Consider the following 19,958-nt stretch of genomic DNA (forward strand, 5'->3'; position numbering starts at 1 on the left):
TTACCCCAGGCTTGGATAGTCGGTGTAGCCGCGCTCAGTCCCGCCGTAGAAGGAAAACGGATCAGGCGTGTTGTAGGGGCCGTCGGCGGCAATGCGCGCCACCAGATCGGGATTGGCGACATACAAGCGGCCGAAGGCCACCATGTCCGCCCTGCCGCCGGCAAGCAGTTGCTCGGCCATGTCAGGCGTCAGGCCGGCATTGGCGATCAGCGTGCCGTGGTAATTGCTGCGGATGATGTCGAGGATTTTCGGCATATCCGCCGTGCCGCCCCAGGCATTGGTGTCGGCGCCGTGGATATACGCCACGCCGTAGCCATTCAGCATGCGCGCCACGTAGCCGTAGGTTTCCGCCGCATTCGGATCGGTCGCGTTGTTGTAGGCGGCGAAAGGCGAGATGCGCACGCCGACGCGATTTTTCGGGAACACCGTCAACACCGCCTCGATCACCAGGCGCAGGAAGCGTGCGCGGTTCTCGACGCTGCCGCCAAATTCATCGGTGCGGCGGTTGACCAGCGGCGACAGGAATTGCTGCACCAGGTAGCCGTTGGCAGCGTGGATTTCAACGCCGTCCAGGCCGGCGCGCTTGGCGTTCTCGGCGCCGGCGCGGAACTCGGCAACGGCGGCGTACACCTCCTCGTTGCTCATCGCCCGCGACGGCGTGGCGTAGATGCGGGCATAGTAGCCGTTGGCCATGGCGCCGTACACCTGCAGCAGCGCCAGGTCGTCGTTGCCGCCGGACGGCGATAGCGGATCAGCGCCTTTCAGCAGCGCGTACGAGCTCACGCGGCCGCTGTGCCACAGCTGCATGAACATCTTGCCGCCGGCCGCGTGCACCTGCTCGGTGACGCCGCGCCAGCCCGCCACTTGCGCCTCATTGTAGATGCCGGGCGCCAGCTCAAACGCGGCCGAGTTGGGCGATACATTGGTGGCTTCGGTGATGATCAGTCCGGCTGTGGCGCGCTGCGCGTAGTACGCCGCGTTGAGGCTGACGGGCACCCCGTCGGCGCCGGAGCGAGCGCGCGTAATCGGCGCCATGGCGATGCGGTTGTTAAAGGTCAGGTCGCCGATTTGCAGTGGCTGTTGCAGCTTGTTCATGGTGGTACTCCCGGTGAGTGTTGGATGAAGAAACTATAGCCGGGAGCGGAAGCAGCGATAAGCCAGCCCACAAGCGCAAGACTTTTGCGCGCAGCGCAACGGGGTACTCGGACGAGTGTCCGTTGGCGCGTCATTACTGTATTGAAAAGCACCCCGGACGAAAGGGTCTGACCCCGTACGGGGTCAGACCCTGGCCGCAGCGGTGTGCGGGTTGGGTTGGTGCCGCGCGCTGTTACAGCGGCAAGCAGCGTCAACCCCGCAGCGATCAAGCCTGGATGAACGCCAATTGCGGCAACGCCGGCGGCCGCGATGGGCGGCGCGACAGCGGCGCCGTGCCCGCTGCCGCCGCCAAGTGGAAACTGCCCACCAGATCCGACAGCGACGTCGCCTGGTCGCGCAAGCTTGCCGCAGCCGCTGCAGCCTCCTCGACCAGCGCCGCGTTTTGCTGGGTCACGCCATCCATTTCCGTGATCGCCGTATTCACATGACTGATACCGGTGCGCTGCTCGACCGAGGCCTCGCTAATCGCCGAGATCACGGTCGTCACCTGCCCCACGCTGGCGACCACCTCGTCCATCGTAGCGCCCGCGCGCTCGACCATCAAAGTGCCGTCGCCGATATTGCGCACGGCGTCGTCGATCAGCGACTTGATTTCCCTGGCGGCGGCAGCGCTGCGCTGCGCCAGGTTGCGTACCTCGGACGCGACCACTGCAAAACCGCGCCCTTGCTCGCCTGCCCGCGCCGCCTCGACCGCCGCGTTCAAGGCCAGGATATTGGTCTGGAACGCGATGCTGTCAATGGTGCCGATAATCGCTTCGATCCGCGTGGCGCTGGCGTTGATCCTGCTCATGGTGCTGACCACTTCCGTCACCGCCTGGCCGCCGCGCCGGGCCACGCCGGACGCCGTCTTCGCCAACGCATTGGCTTGCGCCGAATGCTCGGCATTTTGCGCCACCGCCTGCGTTAGCTGTTCCATCGACGCCGCCGTCTCTTCCAGCGACCCGGCCTGCATTTCGGTGCGGCTCGACAGATCCAGATTGCCGGCCGCAATCTGCGTCGATGCCGCTGCAATGGTGTCGGCGCTGCCGCGAATATCGCCTATCATCTGCGCCAGGTTTTCCTGCATGGTGCGCATCGCAAACAGCAAGCTGTGGCGGTCGTCAGCGTCGGTGACAATCGCCACGCTCAAGTCTTTGCCGGCGATCTTCAGCGCCATCGCGGCGGCATATTCCGGGCTGCCGCCGATGGTGCGGTGCAAGCTGCGGTTCACGCCAATCACAATCGCCGACAGCAGCAAGCTCACCGCCGCGACTATCACGGCCACCTTCTGCAACGAAGCATAGAACGCCTTGTTAATGTCATCCACGTACAGCCCCGTCACCAGGGCCCAGCCCCACGGTTTAAAGCTGACCACCCGGCTGAGTTTTTCGGACGGCGCGGTACTGCCCGGACGCAGCCAGTAGTAGCTCAGGAATCCCTCGCCGGCGGCCGACGCCGCAGTGCGGGAAATCTCGCGGAACACGTAAAAGCCATGCGGGTCGGTAAAGCCGCTGAGGTCTTTGCCGTCATTTTCCGGGCGGCCCGGGTTTTGAATCGGCCGCGCGTCCATGCCGATGATCGCCAGGTAGCCGTCCTCGCCGTAGCGTATGCTCTTCAGCACCGACTTGGCGCGGATTTGCGCTTCGGCCTCGCTGATTTTTCCTGCCGCCGCTTCCGCCGACAAGGCCTCGACGATTTTCAGGGCGGCCTTGGCAACGTCAGCCAGATCGGCTTTGCGCTCGGTGTAGCGCAACTCCCTGGCCTCCATCACGTGAAACACGGAAACCGCGCACAGGCACACCAGGCTGGCAATCAGGGGGAGCCAGAGCTTGCGCTTGAATGTCAGATTTTTCATACCATTCCCTTTTCTCAATGGATCGCGTATTGATATCAAGCGCTTGGCGGCGCCTGCAACATGATTCAAAAGCGGCAGGCGATCAAGGCGCTGGCCGAGGCGCTCCTGCCTCAGGCGCCGGGTTTGACCAGATGACGCCATCGGCGCGCACCGTGGTGCGATTCAAAATCCGCCGCGTGGACGGCGTAATCGGCGTCGCCTTGTGCGCCACATGGAGGTTGTCCGCCACCACCACATCGCCCGGCAGCCAGTGGTGGACGTAGGTCGCATCGGGCCGCGAATAATGGCGGTCGACGGCGGCCATCAAGGCCTTCGAATGATCGGCGCTGTAGCCCAGCACGCCGGCCGTCAGGCCGATATTCAGGTACAGCGCGCGCGTGCCGGTCTTGGGATGGCGTAACACCAGCGGATGAACCACGCCGTTGCGATGGGCCGTGCTCAAGGTATCGAACTCTTCCTGGATATCGGGCTGCAGTTCCGCGTAGGCCTGCTGCAGATCGGTAAACAGCGTGTCGCCGCCCTCCTCGGACTGCACCTCGGAGTACCAGAAACTGATGGGCGTGGGATCTTCGCGGAACGAGCCGTCCGAATGCCAGTAGCGGCCGACGTCGACGTGGCCGTCCTCGGCACGGCTGGCGACGCGGAAAATTTCAGGCCATCCCGACAGCTGGCCGCGCATGGTGGGAAACACTTCCGGCTTGCCAAACACGTTGGTGGCCAAGACCTGGTCGCGCGGAGTCAACGACTGCCCGCGGATCACCAGCAGCCCGTATTCGAGCAGCGCGGCCCGCAGCAGCTCGGCAGTGCCGGCATCGGCCTGCCGCAGATCCATGCCTTCAATGGTGGCGCCAAATCCAACTGCCAATGGTGTGAGTTGCATAAGTCCTCCGAAGTAAACGTATGCAATCACTGTAAACCGCGCGCCAGATACTGATAATATAGGCAAATTCACATACACTTTTGCGTAGGCCGCAAAACAATGGATCGATTCGCTGAACTCAAGGCTTTTTGCCTGGTTGCCAGCAATGGTGGTTTTTCCTCCGCTGCGCGCCAGTTAAACGTGGCAACGTCGTCCGTCACCCGCCTGGTCGATGCGCTCGAGGCGCGCCTCGGCGCGCCGCTGCTGAACCGCTCGACGCGCAGCATCACGCTGACCGATAGCGGCCGCGAATACCTTGAGCAAGCCATCCAGATCCTGGCCGCCCTCGACGAGGCCGACGATACGGCGGCCGGACGCGGCGCCGAGCCGCAGGGCGTGCTGCGCGTCACCGCGCCGGTCACGCTGGCCAACCGCTATATCGCCCCGCTGTTGCCGCAGCTGGCGCAGCGCTATCCCAGGCTGGAACTCGATATGCGCCTCAGCGACGCCATGGTCAACATGGTGGACGAGGCCATCGACGTGGCGATCCGCATCGGCAATCCCGAACGGCAGCCCAACCTGATCGCCAGGAAGCTGGCCGGGCACAAGCGCTACATCTGCGCCAGTCCCGCTTACCTGGCGCAGCACGGCAAGCCGCAAGTGCCGGACGACCTGGCCCGGCACAACTGCCTGCTGTTTTCCTACGGCGCCGGACGCGCCAGCTGGCGCCTGCGCAATGCCGACCTGGCGGCGGAGGTCGAGGTACGCGGCAGTATCAGCGTCAACAATGCGGAAATGCTGCGCCAGGCGGCCATCGGCGGTCTCGGCCTGGTGATGCTGGCAGCCTGGCTGATCCAGGAAGACCTGGACGCCGGCAGGCTGGTGGCAGTGCTGACCGACTACCAGGTCAATCCCGGCGAGATGGAAGTGGGCATCTATGCGGTGTACCCGGCCAACCGGCGCGGCGCGACCAAGATCCATGTCTTCACGGACATGCTGGCCGAGGCCCTGCAGGCGGCCGAGCCCGGCGGGAACTAGGAATTAATTTTCCCAGTAGCCGCGCCGCATGGCGATCATCACCGCATGGGTGCGGTCGCGGGCGTCCAGCTTTTGCAGGATGGTTTTCATGTGGGCCTTGATGGTGTCTTCGCTCAGGCCCAGCCGCTGGCCGACGCGCTGGTTGGAATTGCCCTCGGCCACGCAGCGCAGCACTTCGATCTCGCGCTTGCTCAGCGTATCGGACTGGAAGTTGTTGGCAAGGTTGCAGGCCACTTGCGATGGCAGCGGCCGCTGTCCGGCGTGCACGGACACGATGTAGTCGCGCAGCTCGGTGCGGGCCAGGTTCTTGAGCAGGTAGCCGCTGGCGCCGGCTTTCAGTCCGCGCACCACCTGCACGTCGCCGTCAAAGGTGGTCAGGATGATGATGCGCGCCTGTGGATTCAGGCAGCGGATCGCCGCCGTGGCGTCGATGCCGTTCAGGCCCGGCATCTGCAAGTCCATCAGGGTCACGTCCGGGCGGAAACGCCGGTATTGTTCGATGGCGTCCTCGCCGTCGCTGGCTTCGGCCACCACCGAGAACCCGGTATCGGCCGCCAGTACCGCAGCGATGCCGCTACGCAGCAAAGGATGATCGTCGGCAATCATCACACTGATCGGCTTGTCGCTGTGGCTTAACATAACGGTACTCCTTGAAGGTTGCAAGCCAGCTTACCACCAGCGGCCCAGCGCGCCATCCCTCTATCGGGTATAAGCTAGCGCGGCGGGCAACACCAGTTGCCATTCGGTACCGCCACCGTCAAAGCTGCGCAGGTTCAGCTTGGCGTTGATGCGCTCGGCGCGCTCCAGCATGCCGCGCATGCCCCAGTGATTGTCGCGCCCGCCGTGGTTCAGCACCTCGGCCGGAATGCCGGCGCCATCGTCGCGCACCACGCAGCGCAATGCGCGCGCGCCGAAATGCACTTCGACCTCGATCCGCCCGGCTCGGGCGTGGGCGTAGGCATTGGCCAAGGCCTCGGTAATGATGGCCATGGCCTCGGTATAAATCAGGACCTCCAGCTGGCGCGCCGTGCCGCTCATTTTGAAGTGAACCGGACAGGCGTCGGCTGGCCGCAAGCGCGCAGCCGTGGCCAGGATGGCGTCCGCAAAGCTGAGCTTTTCGATATCCTCGCCGCGCAGCGCGCGGATCCGCTCGCGGCCCTCGTCCACCACGTCGTCGGCCTGTTGCAGCGCGGTTTCCAGCTGCACCCGCATGCTGTCCTTCTGCGGCAATTTCATCACTGCCGCTTGCAGATGCAGCATCAGGCTTTGCACCGATTGCAGCAGGGTGTCGTGCAGCTCGCGCGCGATGCGCTCGCGCTCGCTCACGCGTTCTTGCAGGCGGCCCGCCAGTTGCCGCGTCATGCGGTTGATTTGCCAGCGATAGCCGAGGTAGACCGCCGCCAACAGCAGCGCCGCGCACAGGGCGCGGAACCACCATGTTTCCGTCATGGCCGGCGCGATCGAGAAACGCACCGTGCTGCTCTCGTCGCTCCAGTTGCCGCTGTAGTCGCTGGCGCCGACCCTGAAGTGATAATCGCCGGACGCCAGGTTGCTGTAATAGGCGCTGCGGCGCGTGCCGGCTTCCTGCCAATCATCGTCAACCTCTTCGAGGCGGTAGCGGAAACGGATTTTCTCCGGCATCGACAGCGACGCCATGGTGTAGTCAATCTGCATCGCCGAACTGCCGGCAGCGAAGCGCGCATCGGCTTGCATCGGCCGTGCCTGCCCTGGTGCGCCCAGTGTCTTGACGACGATGGGATTGCCCGGCGCAGGCGGCGGCGGTTCGGCCGGGTTCAGGCGGAACACGCCGGTGGAGCGCACCACCCACAGCCGCGCGTCGGACGACAGCACCATCGAGGGCGACGGCATCACGCGCGGCGCTGTGCCCTCCAGGCCGTCGACCTGGTCTAGCCGCTCGTAGCGCACGCGGTAACCGGGCACGCGCTTGAACTGGGCAATCTCCGCCGCCGGGATGCGGAACAAGCCGGCCGTGGCATTGAGCCACAGGTCGCCGCTGTCCAGTTCGACGATGCCGGAAATGCCGTCAAAGCTTTCGCCGTTGACGCCGCCGACCTGCCTGAAACGGCCGGCGTCCAGCAGCGCCAGGCCGTTGTCGCCGCCGGCCCACACGTGCGGCCCGTGCAAGTGCAGCGCCAGCACCAGCCCCACCGTGAGTCCCTCGGCCGGGCCGTAGCGGCGCCGCGTGGCACCGGCCACCTGCTCCAGCAGGCCCGGATAATAGCCCAGCCACAAGCCGCCAGCGTCGGCGCGGGCCATCACGCTGACTTCGCCGGCATCGCCCTCCTTTTCCCACTCGCCGTTAGGCCGCAGGCGGTACAGGCCATGGCTGCCCAGCGCCGCCAGCACGCTGCCATCGCGCTCGGCCAGCACCGCGTTGGCGATCACGCCGCCGACGGCAGCGGGAAAAGCGATTTGCCGGCTATCGCTGCCCTGCACCCGGCGCAGCATTCCGTAGGATGAGCCCCACAGCACGCCGTCGCTGGAACGGCTGAAACCGGTGACCAGGTTGGCCCAGCCATCGCTGCGCGGCGGCCACAGCGGCGATAGGCTGGTGAATCCGCCCGGGTCGGCGGTCACGTGGAAGCCGCCGATCCAGGCGCCGCCGTGCTCGTCGGCCATGATGGCCGCGCCGATGGCCGCTTCCGGCACCGTGATCCGGGTCAGGCGGCCGCGCCGGAAGCGGTCGACGCCCTTGGCGGTAGCGGCCCAGACATTGCCCTCCTTGTCTTCAAACAGCGCGCTGACCGACGGCCCGCTCAGGCCTTGCGGCGGCGCCGTGGCGGCGACGCCGTGTACCGTGCGGTAGGACAGCCCTTCTTTCAGGCCTACCCACAGGTCGCCGTGCCGGTCGATCAGCAGGCTGGTCGGATCACCGAGGTGTTCCCACTGCCGCACCCGTGCATTGAGGCGCGGCTCGGCCAGCGCGTTGAAGCGGGCATGGGCCGCGTCCCAGCTCACGGCGCCGCCGTCGGGCAGCGCGAACAGCACGCCGATGCCGCTGTCGAACGGCGCCTTGACGAAGCGCGTGCTGCCGGGCTTGAGGCTGTACACGCCGGCATCGCCCTGCGCCCAGAACACGCCGTGACGGTCGCGCAGCAGCGTCTTGTACCAGCCGCCGGGCAGGTTCCACGCGCTGCCGGCCGCCTGCCAGCGTTCGTTTTCAAGGTAGTACATGCCTTGCGCGGTGGCCGCCCAGATGCGGCCATTGCCATCCCGCTCCACCTGCCACACGGCCCGGCTCGGCAAACCGTCGCGCTGGCCGTAACTGCGCAGCCGGCCTTGCCGCAACACGCTGGCGCCGCCGGTGCGATAGCCGATCCACAGGTCGCCGTCGGCAAAGGCGTTGACCATGCTGACGTTCCTGGTCAACAGCGGCGCGTTGGCCGGCGTGAACGGCTCGAACTGGATGCCGTCAAAACGGTACAAGCCGGTCGGCCCGCCCAGCCACAGCCAGCCGTCGCGGCTTTGGGTGATGGACAAGATCATGGCCGGCGCGCCGTCGCGGGCAGTCCAGCTGGTGTGGTGCAGATTAATGGCAGGCGGCGCCACGCTGCCGGACGGGGCGGCAAGCGGCGACGCGCAGCAAGCGATAAGAGCCAGCAAAGCCAGTGCCTTGCCGCAACCGGGCCATGAAGTTCGCATTAAACAAAAGACAACCAACAATTAGTCAAAATTTTGATTTTTTCCTCTTCAGAAAATATTGTATAGAAATTCTTCACCCGATAGTGGGTATATTCGGGCAAGGCACTTGGCTATCCTGTGGACTTCCACCAGAGGAGATCATCATGTCAAGGACTATCACCAAGCTGTTTCGGATTTGTTTGCTGGCACTGTGCGCCATTGCCGGCGCGGCACAGGCCGAAGCGCCGAAAAGTAATTTCATCGAAGCCAATGGGGTGCGGCTGCACTACCTGTCAGCCGGCAAGGGCGACCCGGTCATCCTGATGCATGGCTACACCGAGTCGAGCCATATGTGGCTGCCGCTGATCGCCGAACTGTCGAAGAATCACCTGGTGATCGCGCCGGATCTGCGCGGCTTTGGCAAGTCCGCCACGCCGCAGGGGCCGTACACCAAGTCGGTCATGGCGCAGGACGTGCATGCGCTGGCGGCCGCGCTGGGCATCAAGTCGGCCAAGATCGTTGGGCATGACATCGGCCTGATGGTGGCGTACGCCTACGCCGCCCAGTATCCGAAGGAAGTCAGCAAGATCGTGCTGATGGATGCCTTCCTGCCGGGCGTCGGCAACTGGAAGGATGTGTGGCTGCTGCGCGACCTGTGGCACTTCCACTTCTACGGCGAGACGCCGCTGGCGCTGGTCAAGGGCCGCGAGCGCACTTACTTCGAACATTTCTGGAATGATTTCGCGGCCGACAAGACCAAGTCGCTGAGCGAAGCCGACCGCAAATTCTACGCGGCCGAGTATGCACAGCCAGACCACATGCGCGCCGGCTTCGAAGTGTTCCGCGCCTTTGAGAAAGACGCAGCGGAATTCGCCGCTTACGCCAAGACCCCGCTGACCATTCCGATGCTGGTGCTGACGGGCGAAAAAGCCTCGGGCGAATTCCTGATCCAGCAAGCGCGCCTGGTCGACAGCAACGTCGAAGGCGTCGTCATTAAAAACAGCGGTCACTGGCTGATGGAAGAAGCGACCGCTGAAGTGGTGCCTAAGCTGGTGAAGTTCCTGCAGTGATTTACAGGGCTGCTTCCAGTATTTGGCGGCTCACGGCGAGGGTGACGTCCTCGTGTTCGCCAAGGGCGGTCATGCCGTGGGCTTCGAGCTGGGCGATCACTTCGTCGATGTGGCCGGCGTTGAGGCCGTACTCGCGCAGGCGGGTGGGCACGCCCAGCGATTCAAAGAAGACGCGGGTGCTGGTGATGGCGATGCCGATGCGCTCGTCCTCGCTGCCCTCCGTGATGTTCCAGATACGCTCGGCGTACTGCAGCAGCTTGGCGCGCTTGGCCTCGCGCCGCACTTGCAGGTTGGCCGGCAGCACCGCCGCCAGCGTGCGCGCGTGGTCGATGCCGTGCAGCGCGGTCAGTTCGTGGCCGATCATGTGGGTCGACCAGTCTTCCGGCACGCCGGCAACGATCAAGCCGTTCAGCGCCAGGGTCGCCGTCCACATCAGGTTGGCGCGCGCATCGTAGTTGTCCGGCTTGGCCATCACTTCGGCGCCGATCTCCACCAGGGTCTGCAACAGGCCCTCGGCAAAGCGGTCTTGCACGCGGCCATCGACCGGGTAGGTCAGGTACTGCTCCATCACGTGGGTGAACGCATCAACCACGCCGTTGGCCACTTGCGGCAGCGGCAGGCTGTAGGTCTTGGTCGGATCCAGGATCGAGAAGCGCGGGAACACGTGCTCGCTGGCGAACACCAGCTTGGCCTTGGTCGCTTTCTTCGACACCACCGAGCCCTTGTTCATCTCGGAGCCGGTGGCCGGCAAGGTCAGCACGGTGCCGAACGGCAGCGCGCGGTGGACGGTGGCGCCGTGGCTTTCCATGATCTCCCACGGGTCGCCCGGATAGTCCACGGCGGCGGCCACGAACTTGGTGCCGTCGATCACCGAGCCGCCGCCCACTGCCAGCAGGAAGTTCAAGCCCTTGCGCTGGATCAGCGCGACCGCTTCCATCAAGGTTTCATAGCTGGGATTTGGTTCGATGCCGCCAAATTCGTGCACCTCGCGCTGACCGAGGCCGGCGCGCACTTCGGCCAGCGTGCCGTTGCGGCGCGCGCTTTCGCCGCCGTACAGAATCAGCACGCGGGCGCCGGCCGGAACCAGTTCATCGAGGCGGCTCACGGTCTTGGCGCCGAACACGATGCGGGTCGGGTTATGTAAATCAAAGTTCAACATTGCTGCATTCTCCAAAAAAATCACAGCGCGCGGCGGCGGGCCGCTTCGCCAAACACGCGCTTGGCATGGCCGCGCGTTTGCACGAATTCCAGTTGCTCGCCTTCCGGGCCCTTGGCGTAGATCAGCGTCCAGCCGTCGGACTTGCCGCTGGTGATCGGGTTGCTCCGGGTGTTGAGCGGTGCTTGCAGGCGCTCTTGCTCGCTGCCGGAATTGACGATGCGGTTGGCCTTTACCTGGTGCATGCCGCGCTTGGCCGATTCGCTCTCCAGATCGCGGATGAACTCGTTGAAGTCGACGTCCTCGCGGATGTAGAAGCAGATGTGCATCGAGCGCGGGAAGGCCGGGCTGGTTTTCTCGGTCGGCGGCGCAAAGCTGGCGCCGTTGCCTTGCGGCTGGTTGCTGTCGCGATATTGCAGCAGCTCGATCACCACGTTGTCGAACTGGATGAAGCGCACGTCCAGGCGCTGGGCGCCGCTGCGCAAGTCCGGGATGCCGACCGCGCGCGGGTTGACCTGGCGCTGCTTGGCGTCCAGCTCTTCGGTCAGCAGCAAGGTGTTGTGAATGACATCACCCTGGAAGTCGCCGTCGCGCATGATCTCGGTGCCGCCCAGTACCTCGGTGTAGAAGGCGAAAGCGCGATCCATGTTTTGCACGGTCAGGCCGAAGTGCTGCACGCCTTGCAGGCGGGCGCCAAGTGCGCCGCGCGCGGTGGCGGTGCTTGCGCCTTGGGCGGCAGCAGGGATAATAGCGGTGGCGGCCATGGCGCCGGCCGCCAGCATCACGCCGCGACGGCTTGGGTTGTCGATAGTCATGATTTACCTTTCGCAAATGATTTAGATGCGTCCACTGTAGCGAGCAGGCCTCGGCCCAGCCAGTTAAGAGCCGTTAATTTTGGTAAAGCAGCTGGGCAGTGTGAGATGATTGCGGAATGACGACGACCAGCAACTGCGAATATCACTTTGAGCCGTTCCGTTTCGTGCCCGCACAGCAACTGCTGCTGAACGGGGAGCGACCGGTGCGCCTTGGCAGCCGCGCCCTGGACATTCTGGCGGCATTGGTGGAGCGCCCCGGCGAGGTGCTCGGCAAACGCGAGCTGATGGCGCGCGCATGGCCGAATAGCGTGGTCGAGGAGGACAACCTCAAGGTACACGTGGCGGCCTTGCGGCGGGCGCTGCTCGACAATGGCAAGGAGTATCGTTACGTCGCTACCGTCAGCGGGCGCGGTTATCGCTTCGTGGCGCCGGTGGTCACCAGCAACCGCGAAACGGCGCCGCAGCCGGCCGCCATCCCGGCCAACTGGGAGCAACTCCGCAAACTGCCGCTGCCGGCCACCTGCCCGACCGGCCGCGCCGAGACCATCGCCTCCCTATTGCAAATCATGGAACAGCGCCGGCTGGTCAGCATCGTCGGCACCGGCGGCATTGGCAAGTCCACGGTGGCGCTGCCGGTGGTGGAAGCCTGCACCGCGCAAGCGAACATGGAAGCGTGCTTTGTCGATCTGAGCCCGGTCGCCGATGCGCAGTTCCTGGCCGGCGCGGTGGCCGCCGCGCTGGGCGTGCACGTGCATGGCGCCGACGGTGTGCAGGCGCTGATCGCCACCTTGCGCGAGCGGCGCGTGCTGCTGGTGCTCGATAGCTGCGAACACCTGGTCGATGCGGTCGCGGTGCTGGTCGAGCGCTTGCTCAACGGCGCCACCGACTTGCGGGTGCTGGCCACCAGCCGTGAACCGTTGCGCGTGGCCGGCGAATACGTGTACCGGTTGACGCCGCTGCCCTACCCAGTCGCCGGGACGCCATTGAGCGCGGCGCAGGGCCTGGGCTTTCCCGCGATTCAGCTATTCGTGCAGCGCGCGGCAGAAGGCCAGGATGGCTATCAACTGAGCGATGCCGATGCGCCGGCCGTGGCGGAAATCTGCCGCCGGCTCGACGGCATTCCGCTGGCCATTGAGCTGGCCGCCACGCGCATGGACGCACTCGGCGCGGCGGCGCTGGCAGAGCGCCTGGGCGATCGCTTCCAACTGCTGAAGCGCGGACGGCGTGGTGCACTGGAGCGCCACCGCACGCTGGAGGCGGCGCTGGACTGGAGCTACGAGCTGCTGCCGGAAGACGAGCGCTCCCTGCTGCGCGCGCTGGCCGTGTTTGCCGGCGGCTTCACGCTCGACGATGCCAGCAGCTTGTGCCAGCACGGGCCGCTCGATGTGGTTGATGGTGTGGCGGGGCTGGTTGACAAGTCGCTGCTGTCGGCCGATCTGAGCCGGCAATGCGTGCTGTATCGCCTGCTCGATACCACCAAGGCTTATGCGCTGGAAAAGCTCGATCTGCATGGCGAAACCGAGGCGATGCGGCGCCGCCACTTGCACCATTTGCGCGCGATACTGGAACGCGCCTCGGAAGAATGGAGCACGGCAACCGGCAACGGCTGGGCCGAGCGCCACGGCCGCCACCTCGACGATGTGCGCGCCGCGCTGGCATGGGCCTTCGGCCCCGGCGATGCGGCCGGACTGGGCATCGCCCTGACCGTGGCGGCGATTCCGCTCTGGGTCGAACTGTCGCTACTGGAAGAGGGCCGTCGCTGTATCACGCGCGCCCTGGGCTGCGAACCAGACGACTTCAGCGCGATGCGCCTGGAAGCGGCGCTGGGCGCGGTCATGCTGTACTCGAGCGGCCCGATCGCCGCAACCGAATCGGCCTGGTCGCGCGTGCTGGTGCTGGCGGAGGCGCAGCAGAACGCGGAATATCAATCAATGTCGCTGTGGGGACTGGCGGTCTGCCGCAGCTACGCCGGCGACGTGGCTGCGGTGCGCAGCTTGACCGAACGCTTCCAGGCCGCCAGCGGCAGCGCCGAGAAGCACGAGCTGCCGGTGCGCATGGAGCGCCTGATCGGCGCGGCCTTGCACTACGCCGGCGACCAGGCGGCGGCCCGCAGCCAGCTGGAGCATATGCTGGCGCACTATGTGCCGCCGGTGCGCAGTTCCCACCTCGCCCGCTTCCAGCTTGACCAGCGCGCGGCGGCGCTCACCACGCTCGCTTACGTGCTGTGGCTGCAAGGTGAAACCGAATCGGCCCGCGGCACGGTGCAGCAAGCCTTGCAGGAAGCGCGCGCGAGCGGCCATGCGCAAACCATCATGTACGTCATCAGCAACGCCGCCTTCCCGCTGATGGTGCAAATGGGCGACTTCGATGCCGCACAGGCGCTGCTGGACGAATTAGCGCTGCATCTGAAAACGCAATTGATGACGCTATGGCAAACGCTATGGCAATGCCTGCACGCCACCTTGGCCGTCCTGCGCGGCGATGCCGCCGCCCTGCCGCGATTGCAGCAAGCAGTGAGCCAGTTGCAGCAAGTTGAATATCGCCTGCACCTGAGCAGCCATGTGAGCACGCTTGCCATGGCGCTAGGCCAGCACGGACGGCACGCCGAAGGGCTGGTGCTGATCAACGACGCACTGGCCACCTGCGTAGCAGGCCAGGAGCGCTGGCTCGAAGCCGAGATGCTACGCATCAAGGGCACGCTGCTGGAAGCGAGCGATCCCGCCGCAGCGGAACAGGCTTACCGGCAGGCGCTCGCCATCGCCGAAGCGCAAGGTGCGCGCGCGTGGCAGCAGCGCGCCGCCGCCAGCCTGGAACGGCTGCAAGCAGCGCGCGGCCTGCCGGATAAGGCTTAGTTGCCGAGCACTGGATAGTCGGTGTAGCCGCCAGCGCCGCCACCGTAGAAGGTGCTGTGATCGGCTTCCGCCAATGGCGCATTGCGGCGCAGGCGCTCCACCAGATCCGGGTTCGAGATGAACGGACGGCCAAACGCCACCATATCTGCATGGCCGGAGTTCACCGCATCAATCGCCATCTGGCGGTCGTAGCTATTGTTGGCGATGTACTTGCCGCCAAATGCCGCGTGCAGGCGCTTGAAGTCAAACTGGCCGGCAGCGTTGTCGCCGCGGGTCTGGCCTTCCACGCAGTGCAGGTAGCCCAGGCCCAGCTTACCCAACTGCTCGGCCAGGTAGAAGTAGGTGCCTTCTGGATCGCTATCGAGCGGCGTATCGCCGACTGCGCGGGTGATCGGCGACAGGCGCAGGCCGACGCGCCCGGCGCCCCACACGCTGGCGACTGCCGTCACCACTTCAATCGGGAAGCGGGTACGGTTCTCCACCGGGCCGCCGTATTGGTCGGTGCGCAGGTTGGTGCTGTCGCGGATGAACTGGTCGAGCAGGTAGCAATTGGCCGCGTGGACTTCCACGCCGTCGAAGCCGGCATCCTTGGCGCACTGCGCCGCGTGACGATAATCTTCCACGATGCGGGCGATTTCCTCGGTTTCCAGCGCGCGCGGCATCGAAGGACGCTCAAAGCCTTCGCTCTCGAGGAAAATCTGCTCGCCGGCCTGGATGGCCGACGGCGCCACCGGTGCCGCACCACCGGCTTGCAGGCTGACGTGCGACATGCGGCCCACGTGCCACAGCTGGCAAACGATCTTGCCGCCGGCTGCATGCACGGCGTCGGTGATGCGGCGCCAGGCCGCTACCTGCTCGGTGGAGTAAATGCCCGGCGTGTACGCATAGCCGCGGCCTTCGCGCGAGATATTGGTGGCTTCGCTGATAATCAGGCCGGCGCTGGCGCGCTGGCGGTAGTACTCGACAGCGTGCTCGGAGTGCACGCCGTCCATATCGGCGCGCGAACGGGTCAAAGGCGCCATCGCCACGCGGTTGGCGACATCAATCGCACCAATGGCGGTTGGGGAAAACAACAGGGATTCAGAAGTAGACATGGTGTCAGGCCTTGCAGAAAAATTGATCGGATACCGTGAAGCCAGCTTAGCATCCGTCCCTGCCGGCAAGGGGTTAAGCGTGGTAAAACCTCGTAGCCGCCGTGCTTAACCAAATTTAACCTGTCACAATAGCCGTAATTTCTACGAATTCCTGGAAGGGCTTGAATGCATTACGACGTGATTGTGGTGGGCTTGGGGGCATTTGGCGCGGCGACGGTTTATCAGTTGGCGCGGCGTGGCGTCAATGTGGCGGGCGTGGATCGGTTTTCGCCGCCGCATGACCAGGGCTCCAGCCATGGTGATACGCGCATCACGCGGCAGGCGATTGGCGAGGGGGCTGCATACGTACCGCTGGCCTTGAATTCGCACCGCATCTGGCGCGAGTTGGAGGCGTTGAGCGGCGCGCCGTTGCTGGAAGCTTGCGGCATGCTGATGCTCAGCGATAGCCGGGTTGCTACGCGCGGCCATGGCACGGCCGATTTTGCCGGCGAGACGGCTGCGTTGGCGCGTTCGTTTGGCATCGAACATGATCTGCTTAATGCGGCGGAGATTGCGCAGCGCTTCCCGCAGTTCACCGGTTACAGCTCGCATGCTGTCGGCTACTACGAGCCGGGAGCCGGTTACGTTCGGCCGGAGCGCGCGATTGAGGTGCAGTTGAAGCTGGCGCAGCAAGCAGGTGCTGCGCTGTATCCGAATACGCCCGTGCTGTCGATGGAAGCATATGACGGTGGCGTGCGCGTACACACCAGCGCCGGCACGTTCACCGCAGGCCGCGTCATCTCGTGCGCTGGAATGTGGAGCGCCAAGCTGCTGGGCGGGCCGTTTCCGTCTTTGTTGAAGGTCTGTCGCCAGCAGTTGTTTTGGTTTGAGTTGGATGAGCCAGAGCGCTTCGCACCTGACTCCCCGGTCTACATTCTGCTCGACGGCGACGCCGATACCGATAGCTGCTACGGCTTCCCGCCGCTCCCCGGCGAGAACGCAATCAAGATCGCCACAGAGAATTATGCAGATAGCGGCGATCCAGATCACATCGACCGCAGCATCAATCAAGCCGACGTTGACGCCATGTACGAGCAGCACGTGGCGGGCCGACTGGCAGGCGTGTCACGCCGCCTGCTGAGGGCCAAGGCCTGCACTTACACCATCACCCCCGACTTCAATTTCTTGATCGACGAGCACCCGCAGCTGCCCGGCGTGACGGTGGTTTCGGCCTGTTCCGGCCATGGCTTCAAGCACTCTGCCGCTGTCGGCGAAGCGCTGGCCATGCACTACTGCCGCGAGACCGGTGCGGCCGACCTGTCGGCATTCCGCCTTAACAAGGCTGCTGTATCGGCTACGCGGTAGGTGCTGCTGCCCTCCTGCGTGCAGAACATGCGGCGATCGCGGCCGCTGATTTTCTCCAGGCAAGTTTGACCAGGTGTTATCGCTTGGCGTTGTGATAGCTGCCGGTGCCGCGCGTGAGCAGCGCATCCTCCGCCAGCAGCGTACCCGGTTGCAGCACTGGGCGCGCCTGCACTTGCGCGTACAGCGGCGCGAAGTCGGTGTGCGCCAGTTGCAGCAGCTCGTCCAGATCGCGGATGACGAAGTAAGTTTCCTGGAAATCGTCGATGCGGTAGTCGGTCTGCATCACGCGCGCGAGGTCGAAGCGCACGCGGTTGGGCGAAGCATCGTCCAGCGCGAAGATCGACTCGGTGTACGACGAGACGATGCCGGCGCCGTACAAGCGCAAGCCGTCCTTCTGCTGCACCAGTCCAAACTCCACCGTGTACCAGTAGACGCGCGCCAGCAGATCGAGCACGCCCTTCTCCCTGGCGCGCAGGCCGCCCACGCCGTAGGCCTGGATGTAGTCGGCGATGATGGGATTCATCAGCAGCGGCACGTGGCCGAACACGTCGTGAAACACGTCCGGCTCTTGCAAGTAATCCAGCTGGTCGGCGCGGCGGATGAATTGACCGGCCGGGAAACGGCGGTTGGCCAGGTGTTCGAAGAACACCTCATCCGGCACCAGTCCCGGCACCGCCACCACTTGCCAGCCGGTGTGCTGCATCAGCACTTCGTTCAGTTGGCGGAAGTCGGGGATTTTATCGGGCGCGATCGGCAGCGCGCGCATGCCGGCCAGGAACTCATCGCAGGCGCGGCCTTCCAGCAGCTTGCTTTGACGCTCGAACAGCGTCTTCCACACTTGGTGTTCTTCCGGCGTGTACTTGTCCCATTGCTGATCGATCGTCCAGTCGTCGCGCTGGCCCGGCGGCAGGTCAGACAGGTGCATGGCCGAATCCTTGGGCGATGGTGTCGCAGAACTGCGCCATGTCGATGTCCTTTTGCGTCAGGCCGCCGGCATCGTGCGTAGTCCAGCGTACCTGCACCTTGTTGTACACATTGCTCCACTCGGGATGGTGGTTGCGCTTTTCCGAGGTGATGGCGACCGCGCTCATGAAAGCGAACGCCTGCACGAAATCCGCGAACACGAAATCGCGGTGGATGGCCAGCTGGTTATCGGCCAGCGTCCATGCGGGTAAAGCGGCCAGTTTTTCCGGCAGCGTTTTGGTATCGAACTTTTCCATCTCAAACCACCGTCATCACTTGAACCATGGCGCGCGCCACCGGCGCCACGCCTGCACTCGACAGCGCCGCAAGGCACACACGGCCTGATTCAATCAGATACACGCCATGCACGTCGCGCAGTTTGCGGATTTGCTCGACCGGCAGGCCGGTGAAACTGAACATGCCCTGCTGCACGCGCAGGTAATCGAAGTCGCCGCCGGGCAGTTGGGCTTGCAACTGGGCCAGCAACTCGCTGCGGATTTGCTTCATGCGCTGGCGCATGGCGCCCAGCTCCGCTTCCCATTGTGCGCGCAGCTGCTGGTCTTCCAGCACGGTGGCGATCACGCGTGCGCCGTAGGCCGGAGGGCTGGAGTAGTTCTTGCGCACGGCCGATTGCAGCTGGCCCGAGACGGTCTGCATCTCGGCGGCATCCTTGCAGCTGACGTGCAGCGCGCCGCAACGCTCGCCGTAGATGGCGAAGTTCTTCGAGTAGGAACTGGCAACCAGCAGCGGGATATTCAGCTGCGCAAAGTGGCGGATCGCAAACGCGTCTTCGGCGATGCCGTCGCCAAAGCCCTGGTAGGCGATGTCGAAGAACGGCAACAGGCCGCGCTCTTGTACCACCAGCGCCAGCTCGCGCCACTGCTGCTGGTTGAGGTCTGCGCCGGTCGGGTTGTGGCAGCAGGCGTGCAGCACGACGATGTCGCCGGCCGGCAGTGCGCGCAGCGCGGACAGCATGGCATCAAAGGCCACGCCGTGGGTGGCGCGGTCGTAGTAAGGGTAAGTGCCCACTTCAAAGCCGGCGCCGCCAAAGATGCCTTTGTGGTTATCCCACGTTGGATCGCTGACCCACACGCGGGCTTGCGGGAACCAGGCTTTCAAAAAGTCCGCGCCGACTTTCAGCGCGCCGGAGCCGCCCAGCGTTTGTATGGTGGCGATGCGTTCTGCGTGTGCGTCGCCAAAGACCAGCGCGCGCGATTGGGCGCGGTAGGCAGGCAAACCAGCCATCGGCAAATATGGATGCGGGTGGAAGGACTGCGCCAGGCGTTCCTCGGCGGCTGCAACGGCGCCCATCAAAGGAATGCGCTGCTCGTCGTTCAGATAAACGCCGATGCTCAGGTTGATCTTGGCCGGCCGTGGATCGGCGGCAAATTGCTCGTTGAGGGTGAGGATAGGGTCGCCCGCAAAGGCTTCGACGTGCTGGAACATCCGGGTCTCCTGCTTTTTATGATGAAAACAGGAACAGCTTAACGCGCAAATTCCGGGAAAAGTAAGCGAATTTGACTATTATTTGTATAATTTACGCACAAAATATTCACGCAATGTACCGGAGACGCACATGACGATCACCACCATCGACAAGTTCGACTTGCAGCTGCTGACCGAGCTGCAGCGCGATGGCCTCGCCACCAATAGCACCTTGGGCAGCAAGATCCATTTATCGACCTCGCAGGTCAGCCGGCGCGTGCTGCGCCTGCAGGAAGGCGGTGTAATTGACCACTACGCGGCCATCATCGATCCGGTGGCGGTGGGCCTGGATGTGATGGCGTTCACCGAGGTGACGCTGGATCACCATCACCATTCGGCCAGCGACCGTTTTGAGCTGGAAGTGGAGAAGCTGCCGGAAGTGACCGAGTGCTACACGCTGGCCGGCCGCGCCGACTATCACCTGCGCGTGGTCGCGCCCGACCTTGCGGCGCTGTCCAAATTCATGACCGAGAAGATTCTGCGGATTCCCGGCGTGGCGCAGGTGAAGTCTACGGTCACGCTACGCAAGGTCAAGCACACGCACGTGCTGCCGCTCGATCACGTCACGCAGCCGACCGAGAACCGCAAACGCATCCAGTTCAACTGAGCTTGCAGTATTTGCGTTAGAACTCTTCCCAGCCGGACGTGCGG

At 64.5% G+C, this 19,958-nt stretch carries 16 protein-coding genes; 5 read left to right on the plus strand and 11 right to left on the minus strand.

All coding sequences use genetic code 11. The features are described from left to right. From GTP45_RS02635 to GTP45_RS02645, 3 genes are all read right to left on the minus strand, one after another. Entirely contained in the window at positions 1-1,095 is a 1,095-nt protein-coding gene (locus GTP45_RS02635) for an alkene reductase (protein ID WP_161012310.1), read from the minus strand. A gap of 265 nt (positions 1,096-1,360) precedes the next feature. Continuing rightward, entirely contained in the window at positions 1,361-2,989 is a 1,629-nt protein-coding gene (locus GTP45_RS29125; RefSeq protein WP_161012311.1) for a methyl-accepting chemotaxis protein, read from the minus strand. An 82-nt stretch (positions 2,990-3,071) separates the two neighbouring features. Next, complete coding sequence (locus tag GTP45_RS02645; RefSeq protein WP_161012312.1) at positions 3,072-3,869, minus strand: TauD/TfdA dioxygenase family protein; 798 nt, start codon at positions 3,867-3,869, stop codon at positions 3,072-3,074. A 99-nt stretch (positions 3,870-3,968) separates the two neighbouring features. Between GTP45_RS02645 and GTP45_RS02650 the strand changes: the two genes are divergently transcribed. After that, the gene (locus GTP45_RS02650) at positions 3,969-4,886 is read left to right on the plus strand and encodes a LysR family transcriptional regulator (RefSeq protein ID WP_161012313.1); all 918 of its coding nucleotides are present in this window, start codon (positions 3,969-3,971) and stop codon (positions 4,884-4,886) included. Positions 4,887-4,889: 3 nt separating this feature from the next. Here GTP45_RS02650 and GTP45_RS02655 read toward each other — a convergent pair whose 3' ends face one another. Both GTP45_RS02655 and GTP45_RS02660 read right to left on the minus strand, forming a co-directional pair. After that, positions 4,890-5,525: a response regulator gene (locus GTP45_RS02655; protein ID WP_229258310.1), complete on the minus strand. Its 636-nt coding sequence runs from the start codon at positions 5,523-5,525 to the stop codon at positions 4,890-4,892. Between the two features lie 60 nt (positions 5,526-5,585). After that, positions 5,586-8,510 carry a sensor histidine kinase gene (locus GTP45_RS02660; protein ID WP_161012314.1) on the minus strand — a complete coding sequence of 975 codons (2,925 nt, stop codon included), beginning with the start codon at positions 8,508-8,510 and terminating at the stop codon, positions 5,586-5,588. 182 nt (positions 8,511-8,692) lie between these two features. Here GTP45_RS02660 and GTP45_RS02665 point away from each other — a divergent pair, with 182 nt between their 5' ends. After that, positions 8,693-9,598, plus strand: a complete 906-nt coding sequence (locus tag GTP45_RS02665; protein WP_161012315.1) for an alpha/beta fold hydrolase — start codon at positions 8,693-8,695, stop codon at positions 9,596-9,598. A gap of 1 nt (position 9,599) precedes the next feature. On the opposite strand, the gene GTP45_RS02670 is transcribed toward GTP45_RS02665, so the two are convergent. Together GTP45_RS02670 and GTP45_RS02675 are read right to left on the minus strand one after the other, a co-directional pair. Further along, on the minus strand, positions 9,600-10,757 hold the full coding sequence (locus tag GTP45_RS02670; protein WP_161012316.1) for an iron-containing alcohol dehydrogenase: 1,158 nt from the start codon (positions 10,755-10,757) through the stop codon (positions 9,600-9,602). 20 nt (positions 10,758-10,777) lie between these two features. Continuing rightward, positions 10,778-11,569 carry a VOC family protein gene (locus GTP45_RS02675; RefSeq protein WP_161012317.1) on the minus strand — a complete coding sequence of 264 codons (792 nt, stop codon included), beginning with the start codon at positions 11,567-11,569 and terminating at the stop codon, positions 10,778-10,780. 116 nt (positions 11,570-11,685) lie between these two features. On the opposite strand from GTP45_RS02675, the gene GTP45_RS02680 reads away from it, so the two are divergent. After that, entirely contained in the window at positions 11,686-14,421 is a 2,736-nt protein-coding gene (locus GTP45_RS02680; protein ID WP_161012318.1) for an ATP-binding protein, read from the plus strand. Here the strand turns inward: GTP45_RS02680 and GTP45_RS02685 are convergent. Next, positions 14,418-15,515: an alkene reductase gene (locus GTP45_RS02685; RefSeq protein WP_161012319.1), complete on the minus strand. Its 1,098-nt coding sequence runs from the start codon at positions 15,513-15,515 to the stop codon at positions 14,418-14,420. The two genes, GTP45_RS02680 and GTP45_RS02685, sit on opposite strands and share 4 nt — an antisense overlap. Positions 15,516-15,680: 165 nt before the next feature. On the opposite strand from GTP45_RS02685, the gene solA reads away from it, so the two are divergent. Further along, positions 15,681-16,859 carry an N-methyl-L-tryptophan oxidase gene (solA, locus tag GTP45_RS02690; RefSeq protein WP_161012320.1) on the plus strand — a complete coding sequence of 393 codons (1,179 nt, stop codon included), beginning with the start codon at positions 15,681-15,683 and terminating at the stop codon, positions 16,857-16,859. A gap of 76 nt (positions 16,860-16,935) precedes the next feature. Here solA and phhA read toward each other — a convergent pair whose 3' ends face one another. From phhA to GTP45_RS02705, 3 genes are read right to left on the minus strand one after another with little or no spacing between them, the layout of a single operon-like run. Then, positions 16,936-17,784 carry a phenylalanine 4-monooxygenase gene (gene phhA, locus GTP45_RS02695; RefSeq protein ID WP_161012321.1) on the minus strand — a complete coding sequence of 283 codons (849 nt, stop codon included), beginning with the start codon at positions 17,782-17,784 and terminating at the stop codon, positions 16,936-16,938. Further along, positions 17,771-18,079 (minus strand): 4a-hydroxytetrahydrobiopterin dehydratase, encoded by a 309-nt coding sequence (locus GTP45_RS02700; RefSeq protein ID WP_161012322.1) that lies wholly within the window; start codon positions 18,077-18,079, stop codon positions 17,771-17,773. Before GTP45_RS02700 ends, phhA begins: the two co-directional genes overlap by 14 nt. Before the next feature lies 1 nt (position 18,080). Further along, positions 18,081-19,268: an amino acid aminotransferase gene (locus GTP45_RS02705; RefSeq protein ID WP_161012323.1), complete on the minus strand. Its 1,188-nt coding sequence runs from the start codon at positions 19,266-19,268 to the stop codon at positions 18,081-18,083. A gap of 130 nt (positions 19,269-19,398) precedes the next feature. Here GTP45_RS02705 and GTP45_RS02710 point away from each other — a divergent pair, with 130 nt between their 5' ends. Beyond that, positions 19,399-19,914, plus strand: a complete 516-nt coding sequence (locus GTP45_RS02710; protein ID WP_161012324.1) for an Lrp/AsnC family transcriptional regulator — start codon at positions 19,399-19,401, stop codon at positions 19,912-19,914. The last annotated feature ends 44 nt before the right edge of the window (positions 19,915-19,958 follow it).

Source organism: Duganella rivi, from assembly GCF_009857435.1.
Classification (GTDB): domain Bacteria; phylum Pseudomonadota; class Gammaproteobacteria; order Burkholderiales; family Burkholderiaceae_D; genus Rugamonas; species Rugamonas rivi.